Here is a 17,605-nt window from a genome sequence, read left to right on the forward strand (position 1 = left end):
GAGGGAAGAGGGATCGGCGACCCCAGAGATTTGCGAGAACGAAGTCGGATCACCGCCATGGACGACCACAAGCCTGCTTCCGAGCGCGTCTACGAGACCCCGCCGACCGGCCGCCCGATCGACGAGGCGGAGGCCGCGCGGGCGGCGGGGCTCGCGCACAACGAGCACCTGAAGATCGCCAGCGGCTATCTCCGCGGCGGTCTCGCCGACGGGCTGCTCAAGCACGCCACCGGCGCGATCTCCGACGATGACGGCCAGCTCGTGAAGTTCCACGGGATGTACCTGCAAGACGATCGCGACCTGCGCCCGGAGCGGACCAAGAAGAAGCTCGACAAGGCCTACGCCTTCATGATCCGCCTGCGCATCGCCGGCGGCGTCATCAGCCCGAAGCAGTGGCTCGCGCTGGACGACATCGCCACGACCTATGCCGGCGACGCGATCCGCGCGACGACGCGCCAGACCTTCCAGTATCACGGCGTGATCAAGTCGAACCTCAAGCGCACCATGGCGGCGATCGACGCCGCGCTGCTCGACACCATCGCCGCCTGCGGCGACGTCAACCGCAACGTCATGGCCGCGACCAACCCGGCCCAGACCCACGCGCACGCCGCGGCCTACGAGCTGGCCAAGGACATCTCCGATTCGCTGCTGCCGCGGACCAATGCCTGGCGCGAGATCTGGCTCGACGGCGAGAAGGTCGTCGGCGGCGAGGAGGAGTTCGAGCCGGTCTACGGCAAGACCTACCTGCCGCGGAAGTTCAAGATCGTCGTCGCGGTGCCGCCCTCGAACGAGGTCGACGTGTTCGCGCACGACCTCGGCTTCATCGCGATCCTCGACAAGGCCAACAAGCTCACCGGCTGGAACGTCACCGTCGGCGGCGGCATGGGCATGACCCACGGCGAGCCGGACACTTTCCCGCGCACCGCCGACCTGATGCTGTTCTGCAAGCCGGACGAGGCGGTGAAGGTCGCCGAAGCGGTGATGACGGTGCAGCGCGACTGGGGCAACCGCACCAACCGCAAGAACGCCCGGCTCAAGTACACGATCGAGCGCTACGGCCTGAAGGCGTTTCGCGCCGAGGTCGAGAAGCGCGTCGGCAAGGCCTTCGCCGACCCGAAGCCGTTCACCTTCACCGGTAACGGCGACCGCTACGGTTGGACCGAAGGCGACGACGGCCGCCATCACCTGACGCTGTACGTGCCGTCGGGCCGGATCAAGGATTACGAGGACGGCCCCAAGTTCCTGAGCGGCCTGCGCCGGATCGCCACCGAGCACGAGGGCGACTTCCGCCTCACCGGCAACCAGAACGTGATCATCGCCAACGTGCCCTCCGAGAAGCGGGCGGCGATCGAGGCGCTGGTCGACGAATACGGCCTGACCAAGGGCGCCGGCGCCCTGCGGCGCAATTCGATCGCCTGCGTCGCGCTGCCGACCTGCGGCCTCGCCCTGGCCGAGAGCGAGCGCTACCTGCCCGACCTGATGACCGAGCTGGAGGCGAGCCTCGCCCGCCACGGCCTGCAGGACGACGAGATCACGATCCGCTCGACCGGCTGCCCGAACGGCTGCGCCCGCCCGTTCATCGCCGAGATCGGCCTCGTCGGCCGCGGCCCCGAGCGCTACCACCTCTACCTCGGCGCCGCCTTCGACGGCTCGCGGCTGGGCAAGCTCTACCGCGAGGACGTGAAGGCCGACGAGATCCGCGACACCCTCGACCCGCTCTTCGCCGACTACGCGCGCGGCCGCAATCCGGGCGAGCGCTTCGGCGACTACCTCGTCCGCGCCGGCCACGTGGCGAAGACCACCAACGGGCCCGACTTCCACGACAACATCGGCGCGCTGAAGCCCGCCGCCTGACGCGAAACCGCCTCCGCGCCGCTAGCGTTCGGAAACCTCGGCTCGCACCTCGCGTTGCGCCTGCATCGGCGTAACCCGGGGGCGACCATGAGTGATGCGAAGGCGATCCGCTACGCGGTGGTCGGCGGCGGCTGGATCTCGCAGGCCGCCTTCATGCCGGCGGTGGCGCAGACCGGCAATTCCACGATCACGGCGCTGGTCACCGGCGATCCGGAGAAGGCCGCTTCGCTCGGCGAACGCTATCGCCTGACCACCTTCTCCTACGACCGCTACGCCGAGGCTCTGGCCTCCGGCCTGTTCGATGCCGTCTACCTCGCGCCGCCGAACGGGATGCACCGCGAATTCGCCGTGCCCGCGCTGGAGGCCGGCATCCATGTGCTGCTCGAGAAGCCGATGGCGACGAGCGTCGCCGAGTGCGAGGCGATCATCGCCGCGGCCGAGCGCGGCAACGCCCGGCTGATGCTGGCCTACCGCCTGCACTTCGAGCCCGGCACCCTCGACGCGATCGAGCGGGTGCGGACCGGTGCGATCGGCGAGCCGCTGGTCTTCACCGCAACCTTCGGCCAGCACGTCGCGATCGAGAACCACCGCGCGCATCAGGGCTACTGGGCCGGGCCGGTGCCGGACATGGGTACCTATCCGATCAACGCCGTGCGCAACCTGTTCGCCGACGAGCCGGTCGAGGTCCACGCCCATGGTGCCCGCCGGCCGGGAAGCCCCTACGCCTTCCACGGCACCGTCGCGGTCACGCTCCGTTTCCCCGGCGACCGCCTCGCGCAGTTCACCGTCTCCTACGAGACCGATTCGGTCGACGCCTACCGCATCGCCGGGACCGAGGGCGACCTCCTGATGGCGCCGGGCTTCACCTTCGGCCAGTCGCTCGCGGGCGAGCTGACCCGTGGCGGCGAGACCGAAGCCCTGTCCTATCCGAGCGTCGACCAGTTCGGGGCCGAGACGCGGTACTTCTCGGATTGCATCCTGAACGGCCGCGTGCCGGAGCCGGACGGCGAGGAGGGGCTGGCCGACGTCCGCATCCTCGCCGCGATCGAGCGCGCGCTCGAGACCGGCCAGCCGCAGGCCCTCGCGCCGATGCGACGCCGGACGCGGCCGGATGCGTCGCAGGCGATCGCGCTGCCCGAGATCACGCCCCCGGACCTCGTCAACGCCGCCAAGCCGGGCGGCTGAACGCGGCGAGCGGCCGGCGTTGCGACCGGCCTCGCTCTTACCCATCACCGCGTGCTGAAGTGATCGCGCCGAGTGGACCTCGTAACCAGCAAGCTCTTGGGATCACGCGGCCGTCTGCGGTGTCGCTGCGCGGCATCTCGGCACCAGGGACGCGCGGGAGGCGGCGATCGACGAAGCGCCCAGCTCATGCGCGTCGGAACAAGGTTCGTCATGCGTCACCATGTTGCCTCGCAGCAAACACGTGCTGCCCTGCAAAGACCAAAGCTTGACGGTAAGATGCGGATAAATCTCCGCGCGCATCGAACGAAGTCGGGCCGTGCTCGTTATCCCGAAAATCCGTACGGGACCGAGACATGGCCAAGCACGAAATCCTCGGATACTTCGAACATCGCCGCGACGGCGCCTGGGTCTGTGTCCGCCCGTTCACGCTGACGACCAAGAGCGCGGCGGTCGACATCCGCCAGGGCATGCGCTTCGACTACGGCAAGCGCGTCGGCGGCGTCGACCTCGCCGAATACCTCGAGCAGCTCGGCTCGCAGTTCGGTTCGTAAGCCGTCTGCTTTTTCGGCGTTCGATCGATCAGGGTGATGCGGGTCCTCCGGCCCGCGTCGGTCACAAGCGATAGGCGGTCCGGCAGCCGCCCCAGTGGCGCCCTTTGATCTTCAGCGGTGCGTCGACCTCGGTCACCATGATGATCTGGGTCCCGAGTTCGCGTCGGTAGACCTGAAGCGTCACCGGCCGCATCGAACGCGCCGCCGTGATGCCGGTCCGGTCGTCGAAAATGCGCAGGTTCCGCGCGTTGACGTGATTCCACATCGGGTCGTCGCTGCGCTGCGGCTGCGAGTAGACCCGGTTGTGGAACGGCAGGAAGCCGTTGCGGTCGGTCAGGATGCAGAACATCATCCGCTCGTCCCGCCCGAGTTCCGCCTCGAGGATCGGTCCGAGCAACCGCACGATCGGCTCGACCGAGCGCGTCATGAACTGCGCCGGGTTCGAGCCGGCGATCGGCTGGTAGTCGGTGTCGAACAGGGCCGCCTCCGACACGCGCCCCGCGGCCAGCTCTCCTTCAAGGATCGACGCGGCCTGCGCCGCCAGGGTTTGGACCTTGACGATCAGGGGCGCGTGCTCCGCGTGGATCGACGCGATCTTCGCCAGCAGCTTGTCGCGGAACGCCTCGTCGTTCGCCTGGAACGCGCAGTGCACCCCCATCGCGCTCGTCGCCACCACCTGCGCCTGGACCTCGCCGACGGTGTCGATCGCGATGACGATGCCGGCGCCGACCGCGATGGCTTCCCCCTCCGGCGTGCGCAGCAGGACGCCGCCCTCGCTTAGATCGACCGTGCGGGTGCTGCGCCCATCCGGCAGGCGGACCTGGAGGTCGGCCGGGTAACGATCGAACCGGCGCCGGTCGCCGAGCTCGCTCTGGCGGACCACGGTGACGAAGCGCTGGCCCAGGCGGCCGGCCTGCTCGGCCGCGGACGCGGTGGCCGACTGCATGCGCTCCGCCTGGCGGTCGAGGTCGAACGCGGCGGCGCTGGCCGAGCCCGCATCCGCGTCGAGATGCGCGACGAGGTCCGAGGTGCGGGTCGCCTCGTCGACGATGCTCGTGACCGTGCGGGCCTGGATATCGGCGATCTCCCGGACGCTGGCGAAGGACGGGCGGACCGATTCGATGGCCCCGGCCGCAGCCTCGATCGCGGCGCCGGAGGCGGCGGCGCCTTCCCGCAGGCGCAGGACGCGGGTCCGCACCTCCTCGGCCGCCCGCGCCGTCTCGACAGAGAGCGCCTTGACCTCGGCGGCGACGACCGCGAAGCCGCGCCCGGCCTCGCCGGCGCGGGCGGCCTCGATCGTGGCGTTGAGCGCGAGCAGGTTCGTCTGCCGCGCCACCGCGGCGATCGTGTCGACGATGCCGGCGATCTCGTTGCCGGCCTGGGCCAGCGTCGCGATCAGGGCGCGCGCCTCGGAGCCGCGATCGCCGGCATGGTCGAGATGGCCGCCGGCCTGCGACATGGCCGGGGCGGTCTGGCTCGCGAGGGTCGACAGGCTTCCGGTCTGGCCGGCGAGGCTCGCGGTCGCGGCGGCCGCGTTTCGCGAGACCTGGACGAGGTCGTCCATCTGCGCCCGGATCGCGGAGAGGCCGCCCTTCATCTCGGCGACGTCGCTCTGCGCGGTCTCGATCGCGCGGCTCACCCCTTCGATCGCGCAGCGGACGTCTTCCTCGATGGCGTTCACGACGTCGCCGTCGAGGCGCGCCGCGACGGCCGCCACGGGCTTGGGCTGCTCGACCGCCTCCATTGGCGTGGAGGCGTCGATGGTGCGCGCTGGGGCTCTGGTTCTGAACTGGAACAGCATACCCTCAGATGTGACTGAAGTCCGCTACCATCCTGTTAACGTTGCCGAGATTTCCCGACAGACGCGGTCGAAACGGCCGGTCGCGGTTCAGGCGCCGCCCCACTGCATCGTCAGGCCGCCGTCGACGACGAGGGTGTGCCCGGTGACGTAGTCGGCATCGTCGCTGCTGAGGTAGAGGATCGCCTTGGCGATGTCGTCGGGCTGCCCGGCGCGATGCCACGGGATCCGCTCGAGCGACTTGTCGAGCACCTTCGGGTCCTCGAAGCGGTCGGCGGTCATCGGCGTCTCGATCAGGCCGGGCGCGACGTTGTTGACGTTGATCTTGTCCTCGGCGAGCTCGCGCGACAGGCTTCGGCAGAGCGATCCGACGCCCGCCTTCGACATGCCGTAGGGCGCGCTTTCCGGCGTCGGCAGGTGCTGCGCGACCGACGAGACCATCACGATCTTGCCGCGGCCGCCCTGCACCCGGCGCAGCTTGATGAAGGCGCGAGCGCAGAACAGCGGCCCCATCAGGTTCACGCGCAGGATCTGCTCCAGGCGCGCATCCTCCATGTCCGCCACCGCCATCCCGCTCATCGCCTGCCCGGCATTGGCCACCAGGATGTCGATCGGCCCGAGGTCGCTGGCGATGCGGTCGAAGGTGGCGGTGACGGAGGCCGGGTCGCCGACGTCGTTCTGGATCACCAGCGCCCGGCGCCCGGTCTCCTCGACCAGGCGCGCGGTCTCGGCGATGCCGTCCGCGTCGGTGTTGTAGGTGATCGCGACGTCCGCGCCGTGCTGCGCGAACAGGAGTGCGGTGGCCCGGCCGATCCCGGAATCCGCACCGGTGATCAGGGCCTTCTTGCCTTCGAGCTTCATCGGTGCCGGCTTCGCTGCTGGAGGTGGTCCGGCCCCGCCATCGGGCCGTTTCAGCGGGCCAATTCCGGCGTCGCGGCCCGGTTCCTCACAGGTGCGCGGTCCGACATTTTGACGCTTTGCCGGATTGCGGCATACGCTCGGTCCATGACCATCGCCGTCGACCTAGAACGCATCCAGAGCGACGAGAGCGCGCCGACGACGCGCTGCCGGATCCTGGCGACGGCCGAGCGCTCGTTCCGCGAGATCGGCTATCAGAAGACCACGGTCGCCGACATCGCCAAGACGCTGAAGATGAGCCCGGCCAACGTCTACCGGTTCTTCGACTCGAAGAAGGCGATCAACGAGGCGGTGGTCGAGCGCCTGGTCGGCGAGGTCGAGGCGCTGATCTCGACGATCGCCGACGCCCCGGGCTCGCGCGCCGCGGACCGCCTGACGGCGGTGATCGGGGCCTTGTACCGCGACACCTCCGAGCGCTGCCGCGCCTTCCCGCGCATGCACGAGATGATCGAGGCGGCGATGAGCGAGAGCTGGGAGGTCTGCCGCCATCACGTCGACCGGATCGGGGCGGTCTTCGAGCGGATCGTCGTCGACGGCGTCGCGCGCGGCGAGTTCGAGACGGACGATCCGGCCGGCACGGCGCGCTGCCTGCACACGGCGATCGCGCGCTACAGCCATCCGCTGCTGGTCAGCCAGTATCCCGACGCCCCCGTGCCGGACCTCGACGTGATGATCGCGTTCCTGCTGCGAAGCCTGCGACCGGCCGGCCGCTAAGACCGGTCGGTCACTCCGATGCGGGGTTGGCCGGCTCCGGCGCGATGCCGACGTTCGGCTGCTCGCCGTCGTAGCCCTCGATGATCAGGATGTCGGCATCGGCGCCGTTCTTCTGCTTGGCGCGCGCGACCTGGTAGCTGTCCGACTTCCAGCAGGCGAGCGCGTCGTCGTAGCTCGCGAACTCGATCACCACGTTGCGGGCACGCGCCGTCCCGGTCACCGCCTCGAAGCGTCCGCCGCGCACGAGGAAGCGGCCGCCGAACTCGGCGAAGGCGGCGCCGTTCGAGGCGGCGTAGTCCTTGTAGGCCTCCGCGTCCCGCACATCGACCCGGACGATCCAGTAGCCGCGCGTCATTCTCGTCATTCCTGTGCTGCCATCTCGGCGAGGATCGCTTGTGCCACGGCGCGCGGATCTGCGGCAGCGGTGATCGGGCGGCCGACGACGACGTGGTCGATGCCCGCCGCGCGCGCCTGGCCCGGGGTCATCACCCGCTTCTGGTCGCCGGCGGCGCTGCCGGCCGGGCGGATGCCCGGCGTCACGATCAGGCTGCCCGGGCCGACGACGGTGCGGACGGCCTCCGCCTCGAAGGCGCTGCAGACGATGCCGTCGATGCCGGCCTCGGCCGCCTGGAAGGCGCGGTGCGCGACGAGGTCGGAGATCGGCAGCGCGTAGCCGGATTCGCGCGCGTCGCCCTCGTCGTAGGAGGTGAGCACCGTCACCGCGAGGATCTTCAGGTCGGACGCGCCGCGCCCGCGCACCGCCGCGCGCATGGTCTGCGGGTAGGCATGCACCGTCAGGAAGGTCGCGCCGAGGCCGGAGAGCGCACGCACCCCCTCCTCCACCGTGTTGCCGATGTCGTGCAGCTTCAGGTCGAGGAAGACCTTGAGCCCGCGCGCGGCGAGTTCCGGCACCAGCGACAGGCCGCCGGCATAGGCCAGGCGGTAGCCGATCTTGTAGAATGTCGCCGCGTCCCCGATCCGGTCGATCAGCGCGCGGGCCGCCGCCGGGTCGTCGAGGTCGAGGGCGACGATGAGGCGGTCGCGCGGGGCGGTCGGACTCGGGTTCGGCTGATCTCGCATCGCAGTTCCCGATCACGCGGCCGGGTGCGGTGTCAATCGCGCCCCCGCGGGGGCAGCCATGACACGGGAAGCCATGACTCCGTTCGCCGTGACCCCGCCCGCCATGACGCGGGCCACCTCGGCCTTCAGCACCGGCAGAAGCTCGGCCTCGAACCAGGGCTCCCGCTTGAGCCAGCCGTTGTTGCGCCAGGACGGATGGGGCAGCGGCAGCACACGCGGGGCACGCGGCTCGGCGAGGATCTGGCGCCAGCGCCGCACCGTGCCGGTGAGCCCGTCCGGCATCTTGCCGAGGTGCCACGCTTGCGCGTACTGGCCGATCACCAGGACGAGCTCGAGATGCGGCAGGCCGGCGAAGAGCTCGTCGCGCCAGCGCTCGGCGCATTCGCGCCGCGGCGGCTTGTCGCCGCCCTTGGCATCGAGCCCCGGGAAGCACGAGCCCATCGGCACGATCGACACCCGGCTCGCGTCGTAGAAGGCGGGCTCGTCGAGACCGAGCCAGGACCGGAGGCGCACCCCCGACGGGTCCATGAACGGGATGCCGGTGCGGTCCGCCCGCGTTCCGGGCGCCTGGCTGGCGATGCACAGCCGCGCCGTGGCGGTCCCCTGGACGATCGGGCGCGGCTCCTGTGGCAGCGGCGGCCCGTAGAGCGGCGCGTCGCGGCAGATCCGGCAGGCGCGCAGGCGCGCGGCGGTGCGGTCGAAGGCGGTGTCCATGCTGGATGCGACATGGGCACCGCGTCGCGCTTCGGCGAGCCCCGACCGACGCGACCAAAAGAAACGGCGCGGGACGAGGCCCGCGCCGTGGTTGCAGTTGGGTTCGAAGCTCTGGGAAGCGGGCCGACGCTACGCCCTGCCCCGCATCCGCGGCGTGTCGAACCTCACACGCCCTTCAAGCCGGCCAGGTCGAGCGGCAGCGAGCGCAGGCGCTGCCCGGTCGCGGCGAAGATCGCATTGGAGATCGACGGCGCGAGCACCGGCACGCCCGGCTCGCCGATGCCGGTCGGTGCCGCCGAGGACGGCATGATGTGGACCTCGACCACGGGCATCTCGCTCATGCGCGTCGGCTCGTAGGTGTCGAAGTTCTTCTCCTGCACCACGCCGTCCTTGAGCGTGATGCGGTTGCGCAGCACCGACGACAGCGCGAAGCCGACCGCGCCCTCGACCTGGGCGCGGATCACGTCCGGGTTTACCGCCACGCCGACGTCGACCGCCGCGACGATGCGGTTGACCTTCACCTTGGCGTCCTCCGCCGTGATGTCGGCGACCATCGCCACGTAGGAGCCGAACGATTCGTGGGCGGCGATGCCGAGGCCGCGGCCCTTGCCGTTCGCCTTGCTGCCGGCGTCCCAGTTCGCCTTCTCGGCAGCGAGCTTGAGGACGCCCGAGAGGCGCGGGGCTCCGGTCAGAAGCGAGAGCCGGTAGGCCAGCGGGTCGACGTCGGCGGCATGCGCCAGCTCGTCGATGAACACCTCCATCGCCTGCGCGGTGTGGCTGTGCCCGACCGAGCGCCACCACAGGACCGGCACGCCCTCGCGGGCGTTGTGGACCTCGAAGCGGTAGGCCGGGAGCGCGTAGGCGGTGTCGGAGGCGCCCTCGACGGTGGTCGAATCGATGCCGTTCTTGACGATCATCGCCTCGAACGGCGAGCCGATCATGATCGACTTGCCGATCATCACGTGCTGCCATCCGACGATCCCGCCCTTGGCGTCGAGCCCGGCGCGGACCTTGTGGTAGACCGTGGGGCGGTAGTAGCCGCCGGACATGTCGTCCTCGCGGGTCCAGACGAGGTGGACCGGCGCCTTGGCCCCGGTCGCCTTGAGGATGGTCGCGGCCTCGGCGATGTAGTCGGCGGTCGGCGTCGCGCGCCGGCCGAACGAGCCGCCGGCCCATTGCGTGTGCAGGCGGACCTTGTCGGTGGTGGTGCCCATCACGGCGGCGACCGCGGCCTGCTCGATCGTCTGGAACTGCAGGCCGGCATAGACGTCGTAGCCGCCGTCCGGCGCCTGCTCGATCGTCGCGTTCAGCGGCTCCATCGCGGCGTGCGCCAGGTAGGGGAAGGTGAACTCCGCCTCCAGGACCTTGGCCGCGCCCTTGATGCCGGCCTCCGCGTCGCCGCGCTCGGAGGCGACGAGGCCGGGGCGCTTGGCCTGCTCGCGGTAGCCGGCGAGGATCGCGTCGGAGGAGTGCGTCTCGGCCGCGCCGTCGTCCCACACCACCTTCAGCGCCTCGCGGCCCTTCATCGCCGACCAGGTGTCCTTGGCGACGACCGCGACGCCGGAGGGAATCGCGACGACGTCGACGACGCCCGCGACCTTGCGGGTCGCGGCGTCGTCGAAGCTCTTCACCGCGCCGCCGAAGCGCGGCGGGCGGGCGACGACGGCGGTGACCTGGCCGGGCCGACGGATGTCGAGGGCGTAGACCGCGCTGCCGTCGGTCTTGGCCGCGGAATCCAGGCGCGGCGTACGCTGGCCGATCAGCGTCCACTGGCTCGGGTCCTTCAGGCGCGGCTCCTGCGGCACCGGAAGCGTCGCGGCGGAGGCCGCCAGCTCGCCGAACCGGGCCTGCCGGCTCGAGGCCGCGTGCCGGACGACGCCGTTCGCGACGGTGATCTCGGCCGCCGGCACCTTCCACTGGTAGGCGGCGGCCGCGACCAGCATCTCGCGGGCGGCGGCGCCGGCCTTGCGCAGCTGGAACCAGGAATTGGCGATCGCCGTCGAGCCGCCGGTTCCCTGGATCGGGCCCATCAGCAGGTTGTTGTAGCGGGCGGCGTCGGCCGGCGCGAACTCGGTGCGCACCCGCGACCAGTCCGCATCGAGCTCGTCGGCGAGGATGGTGGCGAGGCCGGTGGTGTTGCCCTGCCCCATGTCGAGGTGCTTGATGATCACCGTCACGGTGTCGTCGGCGCCGATCCGCACGAAGGCGTTCGGATCGGCCTTCACACCCGACAGGTCGGGGCCGGCGGCGGCGCGGGCGGTGTTCTTCAGATCGAGGCGGAAGCCGATGACGATCGCGCCCGTCGCGGCGGCGCCGCCGGCGAGGAAGCTGCGGCGGGTCGCGCGCGGGGAGCGCGGGTCCGTCTGACGGATCTTCAGCATGGCGTGGCTCCGGTCAGTTCGGGAACGGGCGAAGGGCGTTCGAAGGGGGCGAGCGACGGGCCGTGCGATCCGCGCGAAGGGACGCGCGGACGAGCCGGATCAGGCGAGGGTGCGGGCGGCCTCGTGGATCGCCGCGCGGATGCGCTGATAGGTGCCGCACCGGCAGATGTTGCCGTCCATCGCGCCGTCGATGTCGGCCTCGGACGGTTTCGGGTTGTCGGTGAGAAGGCCGATCGCGGACATGATCTGGCCGGACTGGCAGTAGCCGCACTGGACGACGTCGAGCTTGCGCCACGCGCCCTGCACCGCCTCCGCGACGCGGCCCGAGATGCCCTCGATCGTCGTGATCTTGGCCTCGCCGACGTCGCCGATCTTCGTCTGGCAGGAGCGGACCGGCTGGCCGTCGAGATGGACCGTGCAGGCGCCGCACTGCGCGATGCCGCAGCCGTACTTGGTTCCGGTCTTGTCGAGGTGGTCGCGCAGCGCCCAGAGCAGCGGCATCTCGGGATCGGCGTCGACGGTGTGCCGGACGCCGTTCACGGTGAGGTTCAACATCCGAGATCTCCCGCGCGCAGAGCTTATGCCGTCGATGGCTAATCCTCGGACGCATCCACAAGATGTGCGTCCGCGCACGAACCGCGAACGGTCCGGAACGTCAGTGCACGCTTCGCGCGATGGCGACAATCCTCGCCCTCGCGGCAGGCCGTTCTTAACACATCCCGCGCATCGTCGATCCGCCGCATGTTGCGGTCGGGCACCCCGCACCGGCGCCCCCTACGTCCAGCCTTCGAAGAGGCCGATGTCCGAACTGACGGTCGAGATGGTGCAGCGCGGCCGCGGTCCTTCGTCGGAGGAGGCCGTGCGCCGCCGTGGCGTCGCGCGCGACATGCGCTCGGTCCGCGAGAAGCTGACCTCGAAGACGGGCCTCGAACGGGCGTTCGACTACGAGCTGCTGCGCCTCTACGCGCAGTATCGCGCCGGCGCCGGCATCCCGCTCGGGCTGTTCGCGATGGCGCTGGCCGGCGCCGCCTGCTTCTGGGTCGAGCCGCTCGTCGCGTCGCTCTGGGCGCTGTGCGCCTTCCTGATGATCACCCTCAACGCGTCGATGAGCCGGAGCTTCCTGCGCGCCGAGCCGGACACCGTGTCGCTCGCGCGCTGGCGCCGCCGCTTCGCCTTCGGCGAGGTGCTGCAGAGCCTGAGCTGGTCGGCGTTGATCGGGCTCGGCGCGGTCGGCGGCTGGCACTTCGCGATGTTCGGCCTGGTGATCGCGGCGGCGGTCGCGACGATGGTGGCCGCCACCGTTCCCGCCGCCGCCGTCGCCGCCCTGGTGCCGCTGGCCCTGGCGACCCTGTGCCTGCTCGCCTTCACTCGCCAAATGGACGCGGTGATGCTGGTCGCGATGGCGATCGGCTCGCAGATCTTCTTCCTCGGCCTTGCCCGCCGCATCTACACCTCGACCATCGGCGCGCTGCAGTCGCGGGCGGAGAAGGACGCGGTGTTCGGCGAGCTGGAGGAGGCCAAGGCCAATTCCGACGAGGCCCGGCGCCGGGCGGAGGAGGCGAACCTCGCCAAGTCGCGCTTCCTCGCCACCATGAGCCACGAGCTGCGCACGCCGCTCAACGCCATCCTCGGCTTCTCGGAGGTGATGAAGAACGAGGTGTTCGGCCCGCACACCGCACCGAGCTACGGCGAGTATTCCAACGACATCCACGACAGTGGGATGCACCTCCTGAACCTCATCAACGAGATCCTGGACCTCTCGCGGATCGAGGCCGGCCGCTACGAGCTCAACGAGGAGGCGGTGAAGCTCGCCCACATCGTCGAGGAATGCCGCCACATGATGGGGCTCAAGGCGCGCGGCAAGAACCAGACCTTCCTGGACTTCGTCGACGAGACCCTGCCGCGGCTCTGGGCCGACGAGCGGGCGTTGCGGCAGGTGGTGCTGAACCTGCTCTCGAACGCGGTGAAGTTCACGCCGCCGGGCGGCGAGATCACGATCAAGGTCGGCTGGACCAGCTCCGGCGGCCAGTACGTCGCGGTCAAGGACAGCGGCCCCGGCATCCCGGAGGACGAGCTCGGCACCGTGATGTCCTCGTTCGGCCGCGGCTCGCTGGCGATCAAGACCGCGGAGCAGGGTTCCGGCCTCGGCCTGCCGATCGTGAAGGGCCTCGTCGACCTGCATGGCGGAAACTTCACGCTGAAGTCGAAGCCGCGCGAGGGCACCGAGGTGATCGTCACGCTGCCGGCGAGCCGGGTGATGGACACGCTCGCCGCCGTCGCCGTCGGCCCGGAGCCGGAGAAGCCCGCGGCGTCGGTCCGCGCCAAGCCCGCCGCCAGGGCCGCCTGACGCATCCTCACGCGCGGTGAGGTCCGGCTCGCGCGAGGCGGATGCGACCCCGCACGATGCCCTGGCCGGCGATCAGCCGAGCCCGCCCATCGCCCGGACCAGCGCCCACTCGGCCTCCGTCACCGGCTGCACCGAGAGGCGCGAGTTGTTGACGAGAACCATGTCCTTGAGCGCCGATTCTGCCCTGATCGCGTCGAGGGTGACGGGATTCGGCAGCGTCTCGACGGCGGCGAGGTCGACCATGCCGAACCGGCCGCTCGCGTCGGTGTGATCCGGGTAGTACGGCTTGATCACCCGCACGATCCCGACGACGGCCTTGCCCTCGTTCGAGTGGTAGAAGAACCCGAGGTCGCCGACCTGCATCGCCATGAGCTGCTTCTTGGCGAGGTGGTTGCGCACCCCGTTCCAGTGCGTGCCGGTTTCCCCGGCGGCGACCTGCTGCGCCCACGACCAGGTCGCGGGCTCGGACTTGTAGAGCCAGTGGGGCATGCGTCTCGTCGCTTGCTCGAAGATCAGGACCGGCCGACCGCCGCGGCCCAGAAGGCGAGGCTCGCCGGGTTGATCGGCGATCCGGCCCCTGCGTTCCGCGCGGTCGCGAACGCGTAGAAGTCTTGCGCCTCCGCCTCGCCGAGCAGGTCGCGGATCGCCGTGAGGATGCGGGTGATGCGCAGGTGGTTGTGGTCGTGGGGCGCGAGCCAGCGATCGGTGTCGGCGTAGAACCGACGCATCCGCGCGAGCGCCGCGCGCAGGCCCTCGCGGGCGGCCGGATCGCGACGGATCGAGTCCGCCTCCGCCGGCGTCAGCACCGGCGCACCGGGCACCGCGCGGCTCGCCTGCTCGAGGGGGAAGCACCATTGGATGAAGTCGTGGACCGCCTCGATGCGGTCGTCGTCGAAGGCGAGCACGGTGGCTAGCGTGCGGCCGGCGCCGTCGGTGCCGCCGCCCGCGAGGAAGGCCTGGATCGGGGTCATTCGGATTCCGCCTTCAGGGGGCGGGCAAGCAGCGCGGCGACCACGTCCTCGACGCTCGCCTGCCCGGCCACGATCGCCGCGACGGCTTCGGCGATCGGCATCTCGATCCCCTGCCCGCGGGCGAGCCCGACCAGAGCGGTGGCGGTGAAGGCACCCTCGGCGAGCTTGCCGCCGGCGGCGGCTTCCGGCGTGGCGCCCGCCCCCAGGGCGAGGCCGAAGGCGAAATTGCGCGATTGCGCGGACGATGCGGTGAGCACCAGGTCGCCGAGCCCCGACAGGCCCATCAGCGTCTCGGGCCGGCCGCCGAAGCTTCGCGCGAACCGCATCAGCTCGGCGAAGGCGCGGGCGATCAGGGCGGCGCGCGCGCTCTCGCCGAGGCCGCGCCCGGCGACGATGCCCGATGCGATCGCGAGCACGTTCTTGCCGGCGCCGCCGATCTCGACGCCGCGGACGTCGTCGGTGTGGTAGAGCCGCAAGGCCGGGCCGGACAGCAGGCGCGCGAGGCTCGCCGCGAGGTCCGCATCCGCGGCCGCCAAAGTGACCGCCGTCGGCAGGTTGCGCGCGACGTCCACCGCGAAGCTCGGGCCGGACAGCACCGCCACGGGCGTACCCGCCGGCAGCACCTCGGCCGCCACCGCGCTCATGAAGGCGCCGGTCGTCCGCTCGATGCCCTTCGAGCACAGGACCACCGGCGTGCCCGGCGCGAAGGCGGGCGCGAGCTGCCCGAGCACCGCGCGGGAAGTCTGCGCCGGCGTGACGAGCAGCACCGCCTCGGCGGCGGCGAGGTCGTCGGCCTCGGCCGTCGCCCGGATGCGCGGATGCAGCATCACGCCCGGCAGGTAGCGCGGGTTCTCGCGCTCGGCTTCGAGGGTGGCGGCGGATTGGGCGTCGCGCAGCCACAGGGTGACCGGGCGCCCGGCCGCGGCGGCGGCGTTCGCCAGGGCGGTGCCCCATGCGCCGCCGCCGACGACCGCGACGGGTCGCGCGTTCTCGCTGCTCATGCGGGGTCTCCGGAACAATCCGCCGCCGCGAGCCGATAGAGCACGTGCCGCTGCAGCGGGTGGCCGGCGGTCAGCGCCGGATGGTCGAAATCGGCCTCGCGCACCATGCCGAGCCGCTCCATCACCCGTCGCGACGGCGCGTTGGCCAGCGCCGTGAACGCCACCACGCTCGGCAGCCCGCAGCGGCCGAACAGGTCGGCGAGCGCCAAGCGCGCGGCGCGCGTGGCGATGCCGCGCCCCCAGGCCTCGGGGCTCAGGCGCCAGCCGATCTCGATCAGGCTGCCCGGGCGCTCGCCCCCGGAAAACGGCATCGACCGCATCAGCCGCATCGCCCCGACGAAGCCGAGGAACGGGCCGCCCGGCTCCTCGACCGCCCACGGCCCGAAGCCGTCGGCCTCGAAGCGGCGGTCGAGCGCCCGCGCCTCGGTCAGGCTCTCGGCGGGCGATTTCAGCTTCGGGAAATGGCGCATCACGGCGGGGTCGGCGTTTAGGCGCGCGAACGGATCGTCGTCCGATCGGCGCCAACGGCGCAGGCGCAGCGAACCGGTCTCCAGGGTCTCGGGGGCCTTGGGCAGCCGGCGCTTGCCGCGCCACAGCAGGGAGCGGCGGTTGAGCAGGGCGAGGTCGGCGCGGCCGGCGAGCACGGCGTTGCCGAGGTCGATCGCGACCGCGAGCCGGTCGGGCGGCATGTTGGCCCAGGCCGGCGCCGCTACGCTCTCGCGCCACGGCCCGTTGCAGGCGTTGTCGAGCAGGATGCGGGCGAAGCAGTGGTCGTTCACGACGGGCCAGTCGGGATGGTCCGGCGCGGCCTGCGGCAGGAGGCGGTCGACCAGCTCGCGCCACCGCGCCTGCGGCTCGCCGACGGGGGCCGGAGCCGCCTCCGGCTCGGGCTCCGTCACGCGGAGATCGCGTAGATTGCCGCGCGAGAGGATGTGGCGGGCGGCTCCGCTCATCCGGCGCTGGCCTCGGCGCGGGGGGCGTCGGCGAAGGGCCAGCGGGCGCGGGCCGGCGCGGTGATGTCGTCGGTCAGCCCGAGGCGCAGCCGCTCGATGCCGGCCCAGGCGATCATCGCGCCGTTGTCGCCGCAGAGCGCCAGCGGCGGGGCGACGAAGGCGAGGCCCGCCTCGCCCGCGAGCGCGGCCAGCGCCCGCCGGATCGCGCCGTTGGCCGAGACTCCGCCGGCGGCGACGAGCGCGGTCGGGTGGCCGGCGACGGTGGAGAAGGTACGCAGCGCCACGCGGACGCGGTCGACCACCACGTCGACCACCGCGGCCTGGAAGCCGGCGCAGAGGTCGGCGACGTCGCGCTCGGCGAGCGGCGCGGTGCGCTCCGCCTCGATCCGCAGCGCGGTCTTCAAGCCGGACAGCGAGAAGTTGGCGTCGCGGCGCCCGAGCATCGGCCGCGGCAGGGTGAACCGCTCCGGATCGCCGGCTTCCGCCATGCGCTCGACCTCGGGGCCGCCGGGATATGCCAGACCCAGGAGCTTGGCGACCTTGTCGAAGGCTTCGCCGATGGCGTCGTCGATGGTGCTGCCGAGGCGCACGTAGTCGCCGACGCCCTTCACCGCCACGAGCTGGGTGTGGCCGCCGGACGCCAGCAGCAGGAGGTAGGGAAAGGCCAGGCCGTCGGTCAGCCGCGCGGTCAGCGCGTGCGCCTCCAGATGGTTGACCGCGAGCAGGGGCTTGCGCGCCACGAGCGCCAGGGTCTTGGCGGTGACGAGGCCGATCAGCACCCCGCCGATCAGGCCGGGGCCGGCCGCCACCGCGATGCCGTCCACGTCCTTGAGGGCCAAGCCGGCGCGGTCGAGCGCCCGCGCGATCAGCCGGTCGAGCACCTCGACATGGGCGCGGGCGGCGATCTCCGGGACCACGCCGCCATAGGCCGCGTGCTCGGCGATCTGGCTCAGCACCTCGTTCGACAGGATGACGCCGCGGCCGTCCTCCCCCGGCGCGACGATCGCGGCGGCGGTCTCGTCGCAGGTGGTCTCGATGCCCAGCACGTTCATGGTGACGATCGACGCTTCCGTTTCCGCGCGAACCCGCCCGCCCCGTGTATCCGCACCGGACGCCCCCCGGCAACGACCGGGACCGC

17 protein-coding genes are annotated in these 17,605 nt (G+C 71.4%); 5 read left to right on the top strand and 12 right to left on the bottom strand.

The annotated features are described in order from the left end of the window. Positions 1 to 57: 57 nt before the first annotated feature. The 3 genes from MKK60_RS26670 (at position 58) to MKK60_RS26680 (ending at position 3,590) form a co-directional block, all read left to right on the top strand. Positions 58 to 1,854 carry an NADPH-dependent assimilatory sulfite reductase hemoprotein subunit gene (locus MKK60_RS26670; RefSeq protein WP_147726037.1) on the top strand — a complete coding sequence of 599 codons (1,797 nt, stop codon included), beginning with the start codon at positions 58 to 60 and terminating at the stop codon, positions 1,852 to 1,854. A gap of 87 nt (positions 1,855 to 1,941) precedes the next feature. Further along, positions 1,942 to 3,039, top strand: coding sequence for a Gfo/Idh/MocA family protein (locus MKK60_RS26675; RefSeq protein WP_243989115.1), 1,098 nt, complete (start codon positions 1,942 to 1,944; stop codon positions 3,037 to 3,039). A gap of 353 nt (positions 3,040 to 3,392) precedes the next feature. Beyond that, entirely contained in the window at positions 3,393 to 3,590 is a 198-nt protein-coding gene (locus MKK60_RS26680; protein WP_147842373.1) for a hypothetical protein, read from the top strand. A gap of 61 nt (positions 3,591 to 3,651) precedes the next feature. On the opposite strand, the gene MKK60_RS26685 is transcribed toward MKK60_RS26680, so the two are convergent. Together MKK60_RS26685 and MKK60_RS26690 are read right to left on the bottom strand one after the other, a co-directional pair. After that, positions 3,652 to 5,334, bottom strand: coding sequence for a methyl-accepting chemotaxis protein (locus MKK60_RS26685; RefSeq protein WP_243989116.1), 1,683 nt, complete (start codon positions 5,332 to 5,334; stop codon positions 3,652 to 3,654). A gap of 144 nt (positions 5,335 to 5,478) precedes the next feature. Then, positions 5,479 to 6,249 (bottom strand): SDR family NAD(P)-dependent oxidoreductase, encoded by a 771-nt coding sequence (locus MKK60_RS26690; protein WP_243934380.1) that lies wholly within the window; start codon positions 6,247 to 6,249, stop codon positions 5,479 to 5,481. Positions 6,250 to 6,393: 144 nt separating this feature from the next. On the opposite strand from MKK60_RS26690, the gene MKK60_RS26695 reads away from it, so the two are divergent. Then, positions 6,394 to 7,020 (top strand): TetR/AcrR family transcriptional regulator, encoded by a 627-nt coding sequence (locus tag MKK60_RS26695; RefSeq protein WP_147726032.1) that lies wholly within the window; start codon positions 6,394 to 6,396, stop codon positions 7,018 to 7,020. 10 nt (positions 7,021 to 7,030) lie between these two features. On the opposite strand, the gene MKK60_RS26700 is transcribed toward MKK60_RS26695, so the two are convergent. The 5 genes from MKK60_RS26700 to MKK60_RS26720 all read right to left on the bottom strand — a co-directional run bounded on the left by MKK60_RS26700 (position 7,031) and on the right by MKK60_RS26720 (position 11,750). Next, the gene (locus tag MKK60_RS26700; RefSeq protein ID WP_243989117.1) at positions 7,031 to 7,375 is read right to left on the bottom strand and encodes a DUF1330 domain-containing protein; all 345 of its coding nucleotides are present in this window, start codon (positions 7,373 to 7,375) and stop codon (positions 7,031 to 7,033) included. Between the two features lie 5 nt (positions 7,376 to 7,380). Next, entirely contained in the window at positions 7,381 to 8,100 is a 720-nt protein-coding gene (gene pyrF, locus MKK60_RS26705) for an orotidine-5'-phosphate decarboxylase (RefSeq protein ID WP_243989118.1), read from the bottom strand. 12 nt (positions 8,101 to 8,112) lie between these two features. Next, on the bottom strand, positions 8,113 to 8,814 hold the full coding sequence (locus MKK60_RS26710) for a uracil-DNA glycosylase family protein (protein WP_243989119.1): 702 nt from the start codon (positions 8,812 to 8,814) through the stop codon (positions 8,113 to 8,115). Between the two features lie 164 nt (positions 8,815 to 8,978). After that, positions 8,979 to 11,195, bottom strand: coding sequence for a xanthine dehydrogenase family protein molybdopterin-binding subunit (locus MKK60_RS26715; RefSeq protein WP_243989120.1), 2,217 nt, complete (start codon positions 11,193 to 11,195; stop codon positions 8,979 to 8,981). Between the two features lie 99 nt (positions 11,196 to 11,294). Beyond that, positions 11,295 to 11,750 carry a (2Fe-2S)-binding protein gene (locus tag MKK60_RS26720; RefSeq protein WP_243934384.1) on the bottom strand — a complete coding sequence of 152 codons (456 nt, stop codon included), beginning with the start codon at positions 11,748 to 11,750 and terminating at the stop codon, positions 11,295 to 11,297. A gap of 244 nt (positions 11,751 to 11,994) precedes the next feature. On the opposite strand from MKK60_RS26720, the gene MKK60_RS26725 reads away from it, so the two are divergent. Then, on the top strand, positions 11,995 to 13,542 hold the full coding sequence (locus MKK60_RS26725) for a sensor histidine kinase (RefSeq protein ID WP_147726026.1): 1,548 nt from the start codon (positions 11,995 to 11,997) through the stop codon (positions 13,540 to 13,542). 72 nt (positions 13,543 to 13,614) lie between these two features. Here the strand turns inward: MKK60_RS26725 and MKK60_RS26730 are convergent, their stop codons facing one another. Genes MKK60_RS26730 through tsaD form a run of 5 tightly spaced genes read right to left on the bottom strand, consistent with a single transcriptional unit; the run spans position 13,615 to position 17,519 of the window. Beyond that, the gene (locus MKK60_RS26730; RefSeq protein WP_243934664.1) at positions 13,615 to 14,031 is read right to left on the bottom strand and encodes an EVE domain-containing protein; all 417 of its coding nucleotides are present in this window, start codon (positions 14,029 to 14,031) and stop codon (positions 13,615 to 13,617) included. Between the two features lie 23 nt (positions 14,032 to 14,054). Beyond that, complete coding sequence (locus MKK60_RS26735; protein WP_243934665.1) at positions 14,055 to 14,513, bottom strand: opioid growth factor receptor-related protein; 459 nt, start codon at positions 14,511 to 14,513, stop codon at positions 14,055 to 14,057. Continuing rightward, on the bottom strand, positions 14,510 to 15,514 hold the full coding sequence (locus tag MKK60_RS26740) for an NAD(P)H-dependent glycerol-3-phosphate dehydrogenase (RefSeq protein WP_243989121.1): 1,005 nt from the start codon (positions 15,512 to 15,514) through the stop codon (positions 14,510 to 14,512). Before MKK60_RS26740 ends, MKK60_RS26735 begins: the two co-directional genes overlap by 4 nt. Next, the gene (locus MKK60_RS26745; RefSeq protein ID WP_243989122.1) at positions 15,511 to 16,467 is read right to left on the bottom strand and encodes a GNAT family N-acetyltransferase; all 957 of its coding nucleotides are present in this window, start codon (positions 16,465 to 16,467) and stop codon (positions 15,511 to 15,513) included. The genes MKK60_RS26740 and MKK60_RS26745 overlap by 4 nt, the downstream gene beginning before the upstream one ends. After that, on the bottom strand, positions 16,464 to 17,519 hold the full coding sequence (tsaD, locus tag MKK60_RS26750) for a tRNA (adenosine(37)-N6)-threonylcarbamoyltransferase complex transferase subunit TsaD (RefSeq protein ID WP_243934402.1): 1,056 nt from the start codon (positions 17,517 to 17,519) through the stop codon (positions 16,464 to 16,466). The genes MKK60_RS26745 and tsaD overlap by 4 nt, the downstream gene beginning before the upstream one ends. Between the last annotated feature and the right edge of the window lie 86 nt (positions 17,520 to 17,605).

Source organism: Methylobacterium sp. J-092, from assembly GCF_022829325.1.
GTDB lineage: Bacteria > Pseudomonadota > Alphaproteobacteria > Rhizobiales > Beijerinckiaceae > Methylobacterium.

Excerpts from the sequence above, each read along its gene's own strand:
- MKK60_RS26685 (WP_243989116.1), bottom strand. The coding sequence starts at position 5,334 with ATGGAGGCGGTCGAGCAGCCCAAGCCCGTGGCGGCCGTCGCGGCGCGC.
- MKK60_RS26690 (WP_243934380.1), bottom strand. The coding sequence starts at position 6,249 with ATGAAGCTCGAAGGCAAGAAGGCCCTGATCACCGGTGCGGATTCCGGG.
- MKK60_RS26720 (WP_243934384.1), bottom strand. The coding sequence starts at position 11,750 with ATGTTGAACCTCACCGTGAACGGCGTCCGGCACACCGTCGACGCCGAT.
- MKK60_RS26745 (WP_243989122.1), bottom strand. The coding sequence starts at position 16,467 with ATGAGCGGAGCCGCCCGCCACATCCTCTCGCGCGGCAATCTACGCGAT.
- MKK60_RS26700 (WP_243989117.1), bottom strand. The coding sequence starts at position 7,375 with ATGACGCGCGGCTACTGGATCGTCCGGGTCGATGTGCGGGACGCGGAG.
- MKK60_RS26730 (WP_243934664.1), bottom strand. The coding sequence starts at position 14,031 with ATGCCCCACTGGCTCTACAAGTCCGAGCCCGCGACCTGGTCGTGGGCG.
- MKK60_RS26680 (WP_147842373.1), top strand. The coding sequence starts at position 3,393 with ATGGCCAAGCACGAAATCCTCGGATACTTCGAACATCGCCGCGACGGC.
- pyrF (WP_243989118.1), bottom strand. The coding sequence starts at position 8,100 with ATGCGAGATCAGCCGAACCCGAGTCCGACCGCCCCGCGCGACCGCCTC.
- MKK60_RS26675 (WP_243989115.1), top strand. The coding sequence starts at position 1,942 with ATGAGTGATGCGAAGGCGATCCGCTACGCGGTGGTCGGCGGCGGCTGG.
- tsaD (WP_243934402.1), bottom strand. The coding sequence starts at position 17,519 with ATGAACGTGCTGGGCATCGAGACCACCTGCGACGAGACCGCCGCCGCG.
- MKK60_RS26740 (WP_243989121.1), bottom strand. The coding sequence starts at position 15,514 with ATGAGCAGCGAGAACGCGCGACCCGTCGCGGTCGTCGGCGGCGGCGCA.
- MKK60_RS26670 (WP_147726037.1), top strand. The coding sequence starts at position 58 with ATGGACGACCACAAGCCTGCTTCCGAGCGCGTCTACGAGACCCCGCCG.
- MKK60_RS26710 (WP_243989119.1), bottom strand. The coding sequence starts at position 8,814 with ATGGACACCGCCTTCGACCGCACCGCCGCGCGCCTGCGCGCCTGCCGG.
- MKK60_RS26725 (WP_147726026.1), top strand. The coding sequence starts at position 11,995 with ATGTCCGAACTGACGGTCGAGATGGTGCAGCGCGGCCGCGGTCCTTCG.
- MKK60_RS26735 (WP_243934665.1), bottom strand. The coding sequence starts at position 14,513 with ATGACCCCGATCCAGGCCTTCCTCGCGGGCGGCGGCACCGACGGCGCC.
- MKK60_RS26695 (WP_147726032.1), top strand. The coding sequence starts at position 6,394 with ATGACCATCGCCGTCGACCTAGAACGCATCCAGAGCGACGAGAGCGCG.
- MKK60_RS26715 (WP_243989120.1), bottom strand. The coding sequence starts at position 11,195 with ATGCTGAAGATCCGTCAGACGGACCCGCGCTCCCCGCGCGCGACCCGC.